Source organism: Pseudomonas sp. YH-1, assembly GCF_051990045.1.
Taxonomy (GTDB): Bacteria; Pseudomonadota; Gammaproteobacteria; order Pseudomonadales; family Pseudomonadaceae; genus Pseudomonas; species Pseudomonas nicosulfuronedens.
In genome coordinates this window covers 2,722,743-2,737,463 of sequence record NZ_CP178184.1, presented here as the reverse complement: position 1 = coordinate 2,737,463, position 14,721 = coordinate 2,722,743, and the positions used below count along the sequence as shown (strand labels likewise).

The 14,721-nt window shown below is 65.4% G+C and carries 12 protein-coding genes and 1 pseudogene; 12 read left to right on the top strand and 1 reads right to left on the bottom strand.

All coding sequences use genetic code 11. The features are described from left to right. Positions 1-139 precede the first annotated feature (139 nt). The 11 genes and pseudogenes from ACKI1H_RS12800 (at position 140) to ACKI1H_RS12750 (ending at position 12,922) form a co-directional block, all read left to right on the top strand. Positions 140-1,051 (top strand): LysR family transcriptional regulator, encoded by a 912-nt coding sequence (locus ACKI1H_RS12800; RefSeq protein ID WP_045209919.1) that lies wholly within the window; start codon positions 140-142, stop codon positions 1,049-1,051. Positions 1,052-1,386: 335 nt separating this feature from the next. Then, complete coding sequence (locus ACKI1H_RS12795; RefSeq protein WP_440468532.1) at positions 1,387-2,841, top strand: gamma-aminobutyraldehyde dehydrogenase; 1,455 nt, start codon at positions 1,387-1,389, stop codon at positions 2,839-2,841. 119 nt (positions 2,842-2,960) lie between these two features. Continuing rightward, positions 2,961-4,106 carry a putative ABC transporter substrate-binding protein YdcS gene (gene ydcS / locus ACKI1H_RS12790; protein ID WP_440468531.1) on the top strand — a complete coding sequence of 382 codons (1,146 nt, stop codon included), beginning with the start codon at positions 2,961-2,963 and terminating at the stop codon, positions 4,104-4,106. Between the two features lie 203 nt (positions 4,107-4,309). After that, a complete protein-coding gene (locus ACKI1H_RS12785) occupies positions 4,310-5,338 on the top strand; it encodes an ABC transporter ATP-binding protein (protein WP_138520803.1) in 1,029 nt (342 codons plus the stop codon). A 1-nt stretch (position 5,339) separates the two neighbouring features. Next, entirely contained in the window at positions 5,340-6,290 is a 951-nt protein-coding gene (locus ACKI1H_RS12780) for an ABC transporter permease (RefSeq protein ID WP_440468530.1), read from the top strand. Continuing rightward, positions 6,280-7,086, top strand: a complete 807-nt coding sequence (locus ACKI1H_RS12775) for an ABC transporter permease (protein WP_024766933.1) — start codon at positions 6,280-6,282, stop codon at positions 7,084-7,086. The genes ACKI1H_RS12780 and ACKI1H_RS12775 overlap by 11 nt, the downstream gene beginning before the upstream one ends. A gap of 268 nt (positions 7,087-7,354) precedes the next feature. Next, entirely contained in the window at positions 7,355-8,779 is a 1,425-nt protein-coding gene (locus tag ACKI1H_RS12770; RefSeq protein WP_440468529.1) for a gamma-aminobutyraldehyde dehydrogenase, read from the top strand. Between the two features lie 270 nt (positions 8,780-9,049). Beyond that, positions 9,050-10,912, top strand: a complete 1,863-nt coding sequence (locus ACKI1H_RS12765) for an FAD-dependent oxidoreductase (RefSeq protein WP_440468528.1) — start codon at positions 9,050-9,052, stop codon at positions 10,910-10,912. An 86-nt stretch (positions 10,913-10,998) separates the two neighbouring features. Further along, positions 10,999-11,475 (top strand): ester cyclase, encoded by a 477-nt coding sequence (locus tag ACKI1H_RS12760; protein WP_045209913.1) that lies wholly within the window; start codon positions 10,999-11,001, stop codon positions 11,473-11,475. Positions 11,476-11,764: 289 nt separating this feature from the next. After that, positions 11,765-12,058: pseudogene (locus ACKI1H_RS12755) on the top strand (methyl-accepting chemotaxis protein); the annotation flags it as partial. A 132-nt stretch (positions 12,059-12,190) separates the two neighbouring features. Beyond that, positions 12,191-12,922, top strand: a complete 732-nt coding sequence (locus ACKI1H_RS12750; protein WP_425467700.1) for a cache domain-containing protein — start codon at positions 12,191-12,193, stop codon at positions 12,920-12,922. Positions 12,923-13,069: 147 nt separating this feature from the next. On the opposite strand, the gene ACKI1H_RS12745 is transcribed toward ACKI1H_RS12750, so the two are convergent. Further along, positions 13,070-13,399: a hypothetical protein gene (locus ACKI1H_RS12745; protein WP_138520799.1), complete on the bottom strand. Its 330-nt coding sequence runs from the start codon at positions 13,397-13,399 to the stop codon at positions 13,070-13,072. Positions 13,400-13,986: 587 nt separating this feature from the next. Here ACKI1H_RS12745 and ACKI1H_RS12740 point away from each other — a divergent pair. Next, positions 13,987-14,715, top strand: coding sequence for a hypothetical protein (locus tag ACKI1H_RS12740; RefSeq protein WP_440468527.1), 729 nt, complete (start codon positions 13,987-13,989; stop codon positions 14,713-14,715). Positions 14,716-14,721 lie beyond the last annotated feature (6 nt).

Below are 14,721 nucleotides of genomic sequence, written 5' to 3'. Positions count from 1 at the left end.
GGTCCGCAGGGCAAATAGGCCGCTTTCATTCGATTAAAAAGAATGCTCCTATATATTTTCGATAATCAACAATGAAAAGCGCCGAGAGCGGCTAGACAAGGCTCTAGATCGCGGCTCCGCGCGCCAACGGCCAATCAGCATGATGACGCTCCGCCAGATCCGCCACTTCATCGCCGTTGCCGAGACCGGCTCGATCTCCGCCGCCGCCCAGGCGGTGTTCATTTCCCAGTCCACCCTGACCCTGGCCATCCAGCAACTGGAAGAAGAGATCGGCGTGCGCCTGTTCGACCGCCACGCCAAGGGCATGACCCTGACCCACCAGGGCCACCAGTTCCTGCGCCAGGCGCACCTGATCCTGGCCACGGTGGAGAACGCCAAGCGCAGCCTGCAACAGAGCACCGACCAGGTGGCCGGCAGCCTCACCATCGGCGTGACCAGCCTAGTGGCGGGCTATTACCTGGCGGACCTGATCAACCGTTTCCAGCGTGCCTTCCCCAACGTGAAGACCCGCGTGGTGGAGGACGAACGCCCGTACATCGAGCACCTGCTGGTGAGCGGCGAGATCGATGTCGGCGTGCTGATCCTCTCCAACCTGGAAGACCGCCACGCCCTGCAGACCGAGGTACTGACCCACTCGCCGCACCGCCTCTGGCTGCCCGCCCAGCACCCGCTGCTGGAACGCGACAGCATCGGCCTGGCCGATGTGGCGGGCGAGCCCTTGATCCAGCTGAACGCCGACGAGATGGGCCTGCACACCCAGCGCATCTGGTCGCGTGCCGGGCTGGTGCCGCAGGTGACGCTGCGCACCGCCTCGGTGGAAGCGGTGCGAAGCCTGGTGGCGGCCGGCCTGGGACTGTCGATCCAGCCGGACATGACCTATCGCCCCTGGTCGCTGGAGGGCGACATCATCGAAGCACGGCCGCTGGTGGACCTGTCCGAGCCGCTCGACGTGGGCCTGGCGTGGCGGCGCGGTACCGCGCGACCGGCACTGGTGGACCCGTTCCTCACCGTCGCCCGCGAACAGCCCAACGCAAAACGCCTGTCGATCTGAACACCGATTTACCCGTACGTGCCGGACCAACACAGGGCGGATAACCGCTAGCGGTTATCCGCCGAATGGACCGGGAAGAAATGGACGGCGGATAACGCTTGCAGCGTTATGCGCCCTACGAAATCCGCTACGCAATGGCAAAACGCCTTTCGAACTAGAGGCTTACAGCGTTCGATTTAATCGAACGGCGCTTTCAGTAATTAGAATTTGTCGACCCCACGTCCGGACTCTAGTCTCTCGTCCCATACCAAAGGGCCAAGTTCCGGGCACCGCCCCTACGCCGGAGCACGCACATGGCCCCCGAAAACAAGACAGATAAAAGACGAGTTTCCAAGATGACCGGCGCAACCCTGCATACCGCCTTGCTGATCGACGGCCAATTGGTCGCCGGCGAAGGCATGGCCGAACCGATCATCAACCCGACCACGGGCGAGAACATCGTCAGCATCGCCGACGGCTCCATCGACCAGGTCGAGCAGGCCATCGCCAGCGCGCACCGCGCCTTCCCCGCCTGGGCCCGCACGACCCCCGCACAACGTTCCGCCGCGCTGCTGGCTATCGCCGACGCCATCGACAAGCGCGCGAACGATCTCGCCCAGTTGGAATCGCTGAACTGCGGCAAGCCGTTGCATCTCGCGCGCCAGGACGATATTCCGGCCACCGCCGACGTGTTCCGCTTCTTCGCCGGCGCCGTGCGCTGCCAGCAGGGCCAGCTCGCTGGCGAATACGTGCCCGGCCACACCAGCATGGTGCGCCGCGATCCGGTGGGCGTGGTTGCCTCCATCGCACCGTGGAACTACCCGCTGATGATGGCCGCGTGGAAGATCGCCCCCGCACTCGCCGCCGGCAACACGCTGGTGTTCAAGCCGTCCGAACACACCCCGCTGAGCATCCTGGCGCTGGCGCCGGCGCTGGCCGAGATTCTCCCACCGGGCGTGATCAATATCGTCTGCGGCGGCGGCGAAGGCGTCGGCAGTCATCTGGTCAGCCACCCGAAGGTGCGCATGGTCTCGCTCACCGGCGACATCGTCACCGGGCAGAAGATTCTCCAGGCCGCCTCGCGCACGCTCAAACGCACCCACCTGGAACTGGGCGGCAAGGCACCGGTGATCGTCTGCAACGACGCCGACCTCGAAGCCGTGGTCCAGGGCGTGCGTACCCACGGTTACTACAACGCCGGGCAGGACTGTACCGCCGCCTGTCGCATCTATGCCCAGGCCGGCATCCATGACCGCCTCGTCGCCGAGTTGGGCGACGCCGTGGCCAGTATCAGCTTCGCCCGCAAGCGCGACGCCGACAACGAGATCAGCCCGCTGATCAGCGCCCGCCAGCGCGACCGCGTGGCCAGCTTCGTCGAACGCGCCCTCGGCCAGCCGCACATCGAACGCGTCACCGGCGCCGCCGTGCATTCGGGCCCCGGCTTCTACTACCAGCCAACCCTGCTGGCCGGCTGCAAGCAGCAGGACGAGATCGTCCAGCGCGAAGTGTTCGGCCCGGTGGTCACCGTGACCCGCTTCGACCAGCTGGAGCAGGCGGTGGACTGGGCCAACGACTCCGAATACGGCCTGGCCTCCTCGGTGTGGACGCAGAACCTGGACAAGGCCTTCCAGATCGCCAACCGCCTGCAGTACGGCTGCACCTGGATCAACACCCATTTCATGCTCGCCAGCGAGATGCCCCACGGCGGGCTCAAGCGCTCGGGCTACGGCAAGGACCTGTCCAGCGACTCGCTGCAGGACTACAGCGTGGTGCGCCACATCATGGCGCGCCACGGCCAGCAACTGGATTGAACCATCCGGCGGGGTCGCCCGCCGGCACATAAGAAACGCCCCGGCGGTACGCCGCGCGAGGGCTGTTGCTCGATTGAACTGCCCCACCAATAGAGACAACAACGAGAGGGAGACACCCGATGCGCAAGACCGCACTGCTCAGTGCCATCACCACCGCCCTGCTGGCCAGCGCCGGCGTCCAGGCCGCCGAGGCCCTGAAGGAAGTCGGCCAAGGCGAAGGCCGCCTGGACATCATCGCCTGGCCCGGCTACATCGAGCGCGGCCAGTCCGACAAGAACTACGACTGGGTGACCCAGTTCGAGAAGGACACCGGCTGCCAGGTCAACGTGAAGACCGCCGCCACCTCCGACGAGATGGTCAGCCTGATGGCCAAGGGCGGCTACGACCTGGTCACCGCCTCGGGCGACGCCTCCCTGCGCCTGATCTACGGCAAGCGCGTGCAGCCGATCGACCCGTCGCTGATCCCCAACTGGAAGAACATCGACCCACGCCTGAAGGACGCCGCCTGGTACGTGGTCAACGGCAAGACCTACGGCGCGCCGTACCAGTGGGGCCCGAACCTGCTGATGTACAACACCAAGGTCTTCCCCACCGCGCCGGACAGCTGGAAAGTCGTGTTCGAAGCGCAGAACCTGCCCGACGGCAAGCCGAACAAGGGCCGCGTGCAGGCCTACGACGGCCCGATCTACGTCGCCGACGCCGCGCTGTACCTGAAGGCCACCCAGCCGGAGCTGGGCATCACCGACCCGTACCAGCTCGACGAGAAGCAGTACGCCGCCGTGGTCGACCTGCTGCGCAAGCAGCATGACCTGATCCACCGCTACTGGCACGACACCACCGTGCAGATGAGCGACTTCAAGAACGAAGGCGTCGCCGCTTCCAGCGCCTGGCCGTACCAGGCCAACGCCCTGAAGGCCGAAGGTCAGCCCATCGCCACCGTGTTCCCGAAAGAAGGCGTCACCGGCTGGGCCGACACCACCATGCTGCACGCCGAAGCCCAGCACCCGAGCTGCGCCTACAAGTGGCTGAACTGGTCGCTGGAGCCCAAGGTCCAGGGCGACGTGGCGGCCTGGTTCGGTTCCGTACCGGCCGTGCCCGAAGGCTGCAAGGCCAGCACCCTGCTGGGTGCCGAGGGCTGCGCCACCAACGGCTACGACCAGTTCGACAAGATCGCGTTCTGGAAGACCCCGCAGGCTGAAGGCGGCAAGTTCGTCCCGTACAGCCGCTGGACCCAGGACTACATCGGGATCATGGGCGGCCGTTAAGGCCTAGAGTGTTCGCGAGCAAGCTCGCTCCTACGAAGAGCAATCGCCCCCTGTAGGAGCGAGCTTGCTCGCGAACCCGCCCCGTGCACCTCGCCATCCCGGCGAGCCTCACGGCATCCATCCGATTGCATCGATTCACCCGTATCTCAGATTTACGGGCAGGGCCCGGCCGCGCCGGATTCCTGCCCCTTGGAGCGTGCACCATGACCACCCCCGCTGTTCAATTCACCCAGGTCTCCCGCCAGTTCGGCGAGGTGAAAGCCGTTGACCGGGTGTCCATCGACATCAAGGACGGCGAGTTCTTCTCCATGCTCGGCCCGTCGGGTTCGGGCAAGACCACCTGCCTGCGCCTGATCGCCGGCTTCGAGCAACCCAGCGCAGGCTCCATCCGCATCCATGGCGAGGAGGCCGCAGGCCTTCCGCCGTACCAGCGCGACGTCAACACGGTGTTCCAGGACTACGCGCTGTTCCCGCACATGAGCGTGCTGGAGAACGTCGCCTACGGCCTGAAGGTGAAAGGCATCGGCAAGGCCGAACGCCTCAAGCGCGCCGAAGAAGCCCTGGCCATGGTTGCCCTGGGTGGCTACGGCGTGCGCAAGCCGGTGCAGCTCTCCGGTGGTCAGCGCCAGCGCGTCGCCCTGGCCCGCGCTCTGGTGAATCGTCCGCGCGTGCTGCTGCTGGACGAACCTCTCGGCGCCCTCGACCTCAAGCTGCGCGAGCAGATGCAGAGCGAGCTGAAGAAGCTGCAGCGCCAGCTGGGCATCACCTTCATCTTCGTCACCCACGACCAGAGCGAAGCGCTGTCCATGTCCGACCGCGTCGCGGTATTCAACAAGGGCCGCATCGAGCAGGTCGACACCCCGCGCAACCTCTACATGAAGCCGGCCACCCCGTTCGTAGCCGAGTTCGTCGGCACCTCCAACGTGCTGCGCGGCGACATCGCCCAGAGCCTGACCGGCAACGTCCAGCCCTTCTCCATCCGCCCCGAGCACATCCGCTTCGCCAACGGCGAGCGCAGCGCCTCGGACATCGAAATCAGCGGCCTGCTGCACGACATCCAGTACCAGGGCGCGGCGACCCGCTACGAGATCCGTCTCGACAACGGCCAGAACCTCTGCCTCAGCCAGGCCAACAGCCAATGGGCCGACATCGACCTCGCCCATCAGCCGGGCCAGCGCGTGACCGCTCGCTGGGCACGCGAGGCGATGGTGGTGCTGAACGAGGGCGCGTGACATGGAACTGACGATGAATGCAGCGCTGCCCGCGGCCAGCAATGGCCCGCTGCGGCGCCTGTCCAACCTGCTCTACCGCAAGCCGACGCTGTACCTCTCGCTGCTGCTGATTCCGCCGCTGCTGTGGTTCGGCGCGATCTACCTGGGCTCGCTGCTGACACTGCTGTGGCAGGGTTTCTACACCTTCGACGACTTCACCATGACGGTGACGCCGAACCTGACCTGGGCCAACTTCGGCTCGCTGTTCAGTGGCTCCAACTTCGACATCATCCAGCGCACCGTGCTGATGGCGGTCGCGGTCTCCATTGCCAGCGGAGCGGTGGCGTTCCCCATCGCCTACTACATGGCGCGCTACACCACCGGCAAGACCAAGGCGTTCTTCTACATCGCCGTGATGATGCCGATGTGGGCCAGCTACATCGTCAAGGCCTACGCCTGGACCCTGCTGCTGGCCAAGGGCGGCGTGGCCATGTGGTTCGTCCAGCACCTGGGCCTGGAGCCCATACTGAACCTGCTGCTGGGCATTCCGGGTATCGGTGGCAACACCCTGTCCACCTCCAGCTTCGGGCGCTTCCTGGTGTTCGTGTACATCTGGCTGCCGTTCATGATCCTGCCGATCCAGGCCTCCCTGGAGCGCCTGCCGCCGTCACTGCTGCAGGCCTCGGCGGACCTCGGCGCGCACCCGCGGCAGACCTTCTTCCAGGTCATCCTGCCGCTGTCGATTCCCGGCATCGCCGCCGGCTCGATCTTCACCTTCAGCCTGACCCTGGGCGACTTCATCGTGCCGCAACTGGTGGGCCCGCCGGGCTACTTCATCGGCAGCATGGTCTACGCCCAGCAGGGCGCGATCGGCAACATGCCGATGGCCGCCGCCTTCACCCTGGTGCCCATCGTGCTGATCGCCGTGTACCTGTCCATCGTCAAACGTCTGGGGGCCTTCGATGCACTCTGAGAAAGCTTCGTGGGGCCTGAAAGCGGCCGCCTGGGGCGGGCTGGTGTTCCTGCACTTCCCGATCCTGATCATCTTCCTGTACGCCTTCAACACCGAGGACGCGGCCTTCAGCTTCCCGCCCAAGGGCTTCACCCTGCACTGGTTCAGCGTCGCCTTTGCGCGCCAGGACGTGCTCGAAGCCATCGAGCTGTCGGTGAAGATCGCCAGCGTCGCCACGCTGATCGCCATGCTTCTGGGCACGCTCGCGGCCGCCGCGCTGTATCGCCGCGACTTCTTCGGCAAGGAAGGTATCTCGCTGATGCTGATCCTGCCGATCGCCCTGCCCGGCATCATCACCGGTATCGCGCTGCTGTCGGCGTTCAAGACCCTCGGCATCGAGCCGGGCTTCCTGACCATCGTCATCGGCCACGCCACCTTCTGCGTGGTGATCGTCTACAACAACGTCATCGCACGCTTCCGCCGCACCTCCCACAGCCTCATCGAAGCCTCGATGGACCTGGGCGCCGACGGCTGGCAGACCTTCCGCTACGTGATCCTGCCCAACCTCGGCTCGGCGCTGCTGGCCGGCGGCATGCTGGCGTTCGCGCTGTCCTTCGACGAGATCATCGTCACCACCTTCACCGCCGGCCATGAACGCACCCTGCCGATCTGGCTGCTCAACCAGTTGGGCCGCCCGCGCGACGTGCCGGTGACCAACGTGGTGGCGATGCTGGTGATGATCGTGACCATGCTGCCGATCCTCGGCGCCTACTACCTGACCAAGGGTGGTGAAGGCGTGGCGGGGAGCGGGAAATAACCTGGGTGCCGTGCGGCCCTCTCCCTAACCCTGGCTGCGCGCCCCGCTCCGAAGGGAGAGGGGACTGGATCGGCGCCGGAGGAAACCACAGTTTCAGCCGGCACGAACTGCTCCCTCTCCCTTCAGGGAGAGGGCGGGGGAGAGGGAAAAGCCCCCACTCCGAACTCACAGAACCCCTCAGGCCCGCCGGCTCCCAGAACCGGCAGGCCCCCAAGAAGAAACACCCCAACCGAATTTGCACCACGCTTCTGAACAAGAGGACCCAACCATGCAAACCAACCTGCTGATCAACGGCCAACTGGTCGCTGGCGAAGGCGAGAAGCTCGCCGTCCTGAACCCGTCCCTGGGCACCACCCTGGTGGAGATCGCCGAGGCCACCCCGGCCCAGGTCGACGCCGCCGTGCTGGCCGCCGATGCGGCCTTCGACAGCTGGTCGCAGACCGCGCCGAAAGACCGCGCGATGCTCCTGCTGCAACTGGCCGACGCCATCGACGCCAACGCCGAGGAACTGGCCCGCCTGGAGTCCAACAACTGCGGCAAGCCCTACTCCGCCGCGCTGAACGACGAACTGCCGGCCGTGGCCGACGTGTTCCGCTTCTTCGCTGGCGCCTGCCGCGTGATGCAAGGCTCCGCCGCTGGCGAATACCTGCCGGGCCACACCTCGATGATCCGCCGCGACCCGGTGGGCGTGGTCGCCTCCATCGCGCCGTGGAACTACCCGCTGATGATGGTCGCGTGGAAACTCGGCCCGGCCCTGGCCGCCGGCAACACCGTGGTGCTCAAGCCGTCCGAGCAGACCCCGCTGACCGCCCTGCGCCTGGCGCAGCTGATGGCCGGCATCTTCCCCGCTGGCGTGGTCAACCTGGTCTTCGGCCGTGGCCCGACCGTTGGCGAGCCGCTGACCACCCATCCGAAAGTGCGCATGGTGTCCCTGACCGGTTCGGTCGCCACCGGCAGCCGCATCATCGCCGGCACCGCCGACACCGTGAAGCGCATGCACATGGAACTGGGCGGCAAGGCCCCGGTACTGATCTTCGACGACGCCGACATCGACGCCGCCGTGGAAGGCATCCGCACCTTCGGCTTCTACAACGCAGGCCAAGACTGCACCGCCGCCTGCCGCATCTACGCGCAGAAGGGCATCTACGCCAAGTTCGTCGAGAAGCTCGGCGCCGCCGTGGCCAGCATCCAGTACGGCGAGCAGGACGACCCGAACACCGAGCTGGGCCCGGTCATCACCGAACAGCACCTGGAGCGCGTGGTCGGCTTCGTCGAGCGCGCCCGCCAGGTGCCGCACATCGAAGTCGTTACCGGCGGCAAGCGTGCCGACCGCGCGGGCTTCTTCTTCGAGCCGACCGTACTGGCCGGCGCCCGCCAGGACGACGAAGTGGTCCGCCGCGAAATCTTCGGCCCGGTGGTTTCGGTCACCGAGTTCGAAGACGAAGCACAGGCGCTGGCCTGGGCCAACGACTCCGACTACGGCCTGGCCTCCTCGGTGTGGACCAGCGACATCGGCCGTGCCCATCGCCTGTCCGCGCGCCTGCAGTATGGCTGCACCTGGGTCAACACGCACTTCATGCTGACCACCGAGATGCCCCACGGCGGCATGAAGCTGTCGGGCTACGGCAAGGATATGTCCATGTACGGCCTGGAGGATTACACCGCCATTCGCCACGTGATGATCAAACACTAAAACAACCGGCTGCGCGTCGGCAGTACAGCGTTGGAAAGAGGGACGGGCCCAGTTATTTACCCTCCTGGGCCCGCCCCTCTTTCCGCCTCGTCCTGCTCTAGCTCGCGCGGTCGTTGGTTCCTCGTTACACCGTAAAGATCAAAAGCTTCAAATCGGCGCCCCGCTCGACCGGGGCCGCCGCGCGGCCACGCATGCCGCAACCCCTTCCGACATGGAAGGGCAAAACCATGACAGCCCCTGCCCCGGGCCATCACCTTGCAAGGATTTCCCATGACCATCACCCGCCGCGACTTCCTCAACGGCGTTGCCCTCACCATCGGCGCGGGCCTCACCCCGCTGCAACTTCTCCAGGCCGCCCCCTCCGGCCGCTACTACCCGCCCGCCCTGACCGGCATGCGCGGCAGCCATCCCGGCGCGTTCGAGGTCGCGCACCAGATGGGCTGGGAGAAGAAGGTATTCGATACCGATGGCCTGAAGATCGAGGAGCAGTACGACCTGGTGGTGGTCGGCGGCGGCATCAGCGGCTTGTCTGCGGCCTGGTTCTACCGGCAGAAGCACCCCAAGGCGCGCGTACTGATCATCGAGAACCATGACGACTTCGGCGGCCACGCCAAGCGCAACGAATTCCAGGCCGGTGGCCGGATGATCCTCGGCTACGGCGGCAGCGAAGCCTTCCAGTCGCCCAAGCACCTGTACAGCGACACGGTGAACGGCCTGCTCAAGCAGTTGAACGTCGACGTCGATCGCTTCCAGACCGCCTTCGACCGCGACTTCTATCCGGGCCTGGGCCTGTCACGCGGGGTGTTCTTCGACAAGGCCGGCTTCGGCGAAGCGAAGATGGTCAGCGGCGACCCGACGCCGATGGTGGCCGACGACATTGCCCCGGAAAAACTCAACGCCCGTAGCTGGCGCGCCTTCATCGGCGACTTCCCGCTGCCCGAGGCCGACCGCCAGGCGCTGATCGACCTGCACGAAGCCCCCAGGGATTACCTCGCCGGCAAGACCCGCGAGGAGAAGGAAGCGCACCTGGCCAAGACCAGCTACCAGGACTTCCTGCGCAAGGACGTCGGCCTGAGCGAAGCCGCCACCCGCTACTTCCTCAGCCGCACCAACGACTTCTCGGCGCTGAGCATCGACGCCGTGGCTGCCGCTGACGCCTATGGCGTGGGCTTCCCCGGCTTCGCCGCGATGGACCTCTCGCCCATCAGCGAAGAGCTCAAGGCGGAGATGGAAGAGCCGTACATCTACCACTTCCCCGACGGCAACGCCTCGCTGGCGCGCCTGCTGGTGCGCGGCCTGATTCCAGGCGTGGCGCCGGGCAAGGACATGAACGACATCGTCCTGGCCACCTTCGACTATTCGAAACTGGACCAGCCGAAGAACGCCGTGCGCCTGCGTCTGAACAGCACCGCAGTCAGCGTGAAGAACCGCGACGGCGGCGTAGACGTCGGCTACAGCCGTGCCGGCGCCCTGCACCGCGTGCGTGGCAAGCACTGCGTGCTGGCCTGCTACAACATGATCATCCCGTACCTCCTGCGCGACCTCTCCGCCGAGCAGAGCCACGCCCTGGCGCAGAACGTGAAGTTCCCGCTGGTGTACACCAAGGTGGTGATCCGCAACTGGCAGAGCTTCATGAAGCTGGGCGTGCACGAGATCTACGCGCCGAGCCAGCCGTACAGCCGCGTAAAGCTGGACTACCCGGTGGACATCGGCGGCTACAGCCACCCGCGCGACCCGAACCAGCCCATCGGCCTGCACATGGTCTACGTGCCCACCAGCCCGAATGCCGGCATGGACGCGCGCACCCAGGCCCGCGTCGGCCGCGGCAAGCTCTACGCCATGAGTTTCGAGCAGATGGAAACGCAGATCCGCGACCAGCTGCAGGCCATGCTCGGCTCGGCCGGCTTCGACCACCAGAAGGACATCCAGGCGATCACCATCAACCGTTGGTCGCACGGCTATTCGTACTTCTCCAACAGCCTCTTCGATGATGAGGAAGAGAGCGAAAAACTGATGAACCTGGCTCGTACCAGGGTCGGCAACGTCACCATCGCCAACTCCGACGCCGCCTGGGACGCCTACGCCCACGCGGCCATCGACGAAGCCTGGCGCGCGGTGGGCGAACTGTCCTGATGGTCCCGGCGCCAAGTCACGCGTGGCGCCACACTCAACGGCCATCCGGCCGACAACCCGCGGGCACGCCCGCAACGGAGGCAAGCATGCGTCACCTCGTCAGAGCGTTCTACCTGCTGTCGCTGTTCACCTTTGCCGGCCTGGTACAGGCCGCAGAGTCGCCCAAACAGATCGTCGATGCCTACATGGCCGCGTGGAATGCCCACGACGCCGAGAAGGCCGCCGGCTACCTGGCCAAGGATGCGGAGTACTTCGACGTCACCGTCGGCACCCCGCAGAAAGGCCGCGACGCCGCGCGCGACAACGTGATCAAGGTGTTCGTGGGGGCCGTGCCGGACCTGAAGTGGAAGATGAACGGCAAGCCGATCGTCGACAAGGACGGCATCGCCTTCCAGTGGACCTTCAGCGGCACCAACACCGGCGCCTGGGACGCCCAGACCCCGGCGACCAACAAGCCGCTGTCGTTCGACGGTGTGAGCTACGTGAAGGTCAAGGACGGCAAGATCGTCTACCAGGGCGACTACTACGACGCCCTGGGCCTTCACAAGCAGCTCGGTTGGTAACGGAAACGTAGGGCGCATAACCCGGAACGGGTTATCCGCCGTCCAGCCATGGCGGCGGATAACGCTACGCGTTATTCGCCCTACGGGTCTTCCGGGAGGCCTTTGTAGGATGGGTGGAGCGCAGCGATACCCAAGCGGTTTACGCGAAGAACGGTGGGTATCGCTTCGCTCCACACCATCCTACGACCCGCCTGCGACCACAGCCGAAGCTTTGGAAAGCGGCTGACATAAGAAAAATCCAAGCCCTCGTCTACCCCTGCCCTCCTCCGCCACTGCAGTGTCCCAAGCCATGTCAATTACACTCGAACCACGGCCCGCCAAGGCCGAAGACAGCTCCAGCACCCGTTCCACCATCGACCAGGTCAAGCAGCTTATCGCCGGCCTCAATGTGCGCTGGACCGAGATCAGCAAAGTCTCCGAAGTCATCAAGCAGATCGCCAAGAACACCAACCTGGTGGCCCTCAATGCCGCCATCGAGGCTGCCCGCGCCGGGGAAAGCGGACGCGGCTTCGCGGTGGTCGCCGATGAGGTGCGCCGCCTGGCCACCCAGTCGGCCAACGCCACCGCCGATATCGGCAACGTCGTCGCCTCGATCAAGAGCGAAAGCGCCAAGGCCCTGGCCGATGTCGAACAGGCCGAGCACTCCAGCCTGCTGGACACCGCCCGCGTGGTGCTGGCCAGCGAGACCCAGCGCCTGGAGGCACGCTTCGCCGTGATGGCCACCGCGCTTTACGGCCTGAAGCACTTTCTGCTCGGCCTGAAGACTCGCAACCTCGGCCCGCAGCGCGAGCAGATCGACGCGGTGATGCACGAGTACCTGACCCGCAATCCCGAGCTGCTGGCCTTCGCCTGCGGCTGCGAGCCCAACGCCTTCGACGGCCGTGACAGCGAATTCGTCAACGCACCGGGTCACGACGCCAGCGGTCGTCTCATGGCCTACTGGCACCGCGGCAGCGGCGTGGCCCAGCGCGAATGCCTGGTCGGCTACGACAAGGCCGATGGCAGCGGCGACTGGTACCAGATCCCCCGCGACAAGGGCCGCGACGTGTTCATGGAGCCCTACGAGTACAGCGTCGGCGGCAGCACCGTGCTGATGACCTCGTTCATGTCGCCCATGACTGCCAACGGCCGCTTCCTCGGTATCCTCGGCGCCGACTACACCCTGCACCAGTTGCAGGAAAGCCTCGGCAAGCTGACACCCATGGGCAATGGCCAGTACACGCTGCTGTCCAACGCCAGCGTCTACGTCACCCACCCGGACGCCAAACGCCTGGGCGACAAGGCCGGCGAACTGCCACAGGAAGCACGCAACGCCATCGCCCAGGGCCGAAGTTGGGAACAGGTGAAAGGCCGCCGTGTGCAACTGTTGCAGCCCATCCGCGTGGGCGACAGCGATGCGCCCTGGGCCCTGATGATGAGCTTCGAGCTGGCGCAGGCCGGCGAATAATCATCATCCTGCCAGCTGATCGTGCTGGCGAAAGCTCCCAATTAGGATGGCGTGGAGTGCAGCGATACCCATCGATATCTGCGCACCCGCAGTAGCATGGGTATCGCTACGCTCCACCCATCCTACGCAATGCCTCAGGCCGGGGAGTCATGCTCTATCGGGCAATTCGGTGATATGGATTTCCGTCACCAGCGCCGGCTTCACCAGCGGCGTACGCGACAGCAGCGGACAGAAGCGCGCCAGTGCGCCGATCAGCTCCCACTGGGTATCCAGGGATTTCGCCAGCACATCCACATCCGCCAGCACCCGCTGGCCCACGCGCTGCAGGTGCGGGTCGGGGCTATGGCCGAGTTCCACCGACAACTGGGTGATCAGCGTGCTGAGGTTAGACATGTTGCGGGTGGCGAGGGCAAGGATATTCGCCAGCAGGGCGATTTCCGATTGCGGGATGACAGCAGGCGTTGCAGAAGCGTCCATGCGTGCTCCAGTGATGCTCTGGTGGGTAGTGCGCAGTCCTTGCGCGAGCACACCGAGAGTAGCATCACAACGCCACTGTGCGACAGATATCACATTTCATTTCTTTTCCTGACTTCACGGTCACGCTCGCCCGGTAAGCCTGTTCACCGCAAAGCGCGACCTGATCCTCAAATCCCCACCCCGGCGAAGGAAACCACCCAGCACATTTGAGCCTGGGATATCGGTTTTCTATGATCCGCGACCATTTTTCGAACATTGAATGCCTGCTTCTCGTCGTCCACGGCGACTCGCTTCCAGTACGAGGGCCAGGCCTCTTCTTCCCCCCTTGAAGATGCCCTCCGATGGAACCCACCGCGAACGCCCTGCGCCCCCACGACACCCGGCAGCCTCCGAGCACTCCGCGTGCCGGCCCTGCTCCCATAGATGTCCTGAGCTCCTGGGACGGTCCGGGGACCCGATACACCGTTATGCCGCGCCCCGCGCCTCCATCACCGCCCCCTGCTCGGCCTCCTCTGCAAACCGAGCAGGTGGAGCCACCCAAAGCCTTGCCAGCGCTCGGTTCCCACCGACCCACGCCCAGGCCTTCCATGAGTTGGCTGCTGTTCCTCGGCATTGCCGCCGGTGTGCTGCTGGCGGCGCTATGGAAGGTTGGAGTACTCGACACTACGGCCGCCATCCCGGCAGACGGCGAGCCAAGTCCCCTCTCTCCTGCGCGAATGCAGCCCACGGAAAGCCCGATAGAAAGCACCGTGACCGTAATCCAGGAGCCCGTGGAAGACGACTTGGTGCTCCCTCCATCTTCCGAGCTCGCTTTGAACGAACTGCCCGATCCGGCTATGTATGACCGTCAGCTCTCACCCGAAACAGACCCCGTCAGGCAAGTAGCGCCCGCCATGCAGAGCGTCGAAAAGCCGCTACCTGCGCCTGTCACTGTCCCCTCTCCGGCAGCGGTTCCGGCGCCGAGGCATGAGGAACACAAGCAACCGGCACGCACCTCACAGGCGATCACGGCGCAGAAGGCGCACCCGGGACCCGTCGACGCCGTGACCATCACTGGCAGGAAACCGGTCAGCCCGGCAAAACCGCGCAGCATCCCGGCAGCTATCACGTTCGGCACGCTGATCGTCGCCGTCCAGCCATGGGCCGAGATCTGGGTCGACGGCCGCAAACACGGCATCAGCCCGCCCCTACTCAAGCTGCAACTGCCGCCCGGTCTCCACACGGTCGAACTGCGCAACCCCGACCTGCCCAGCTACGGCCAGAAGGTGCAGATATCCACCGGCCAGTCGGTGACATTGCGGCACAGCTTCCAGTGAATGCCG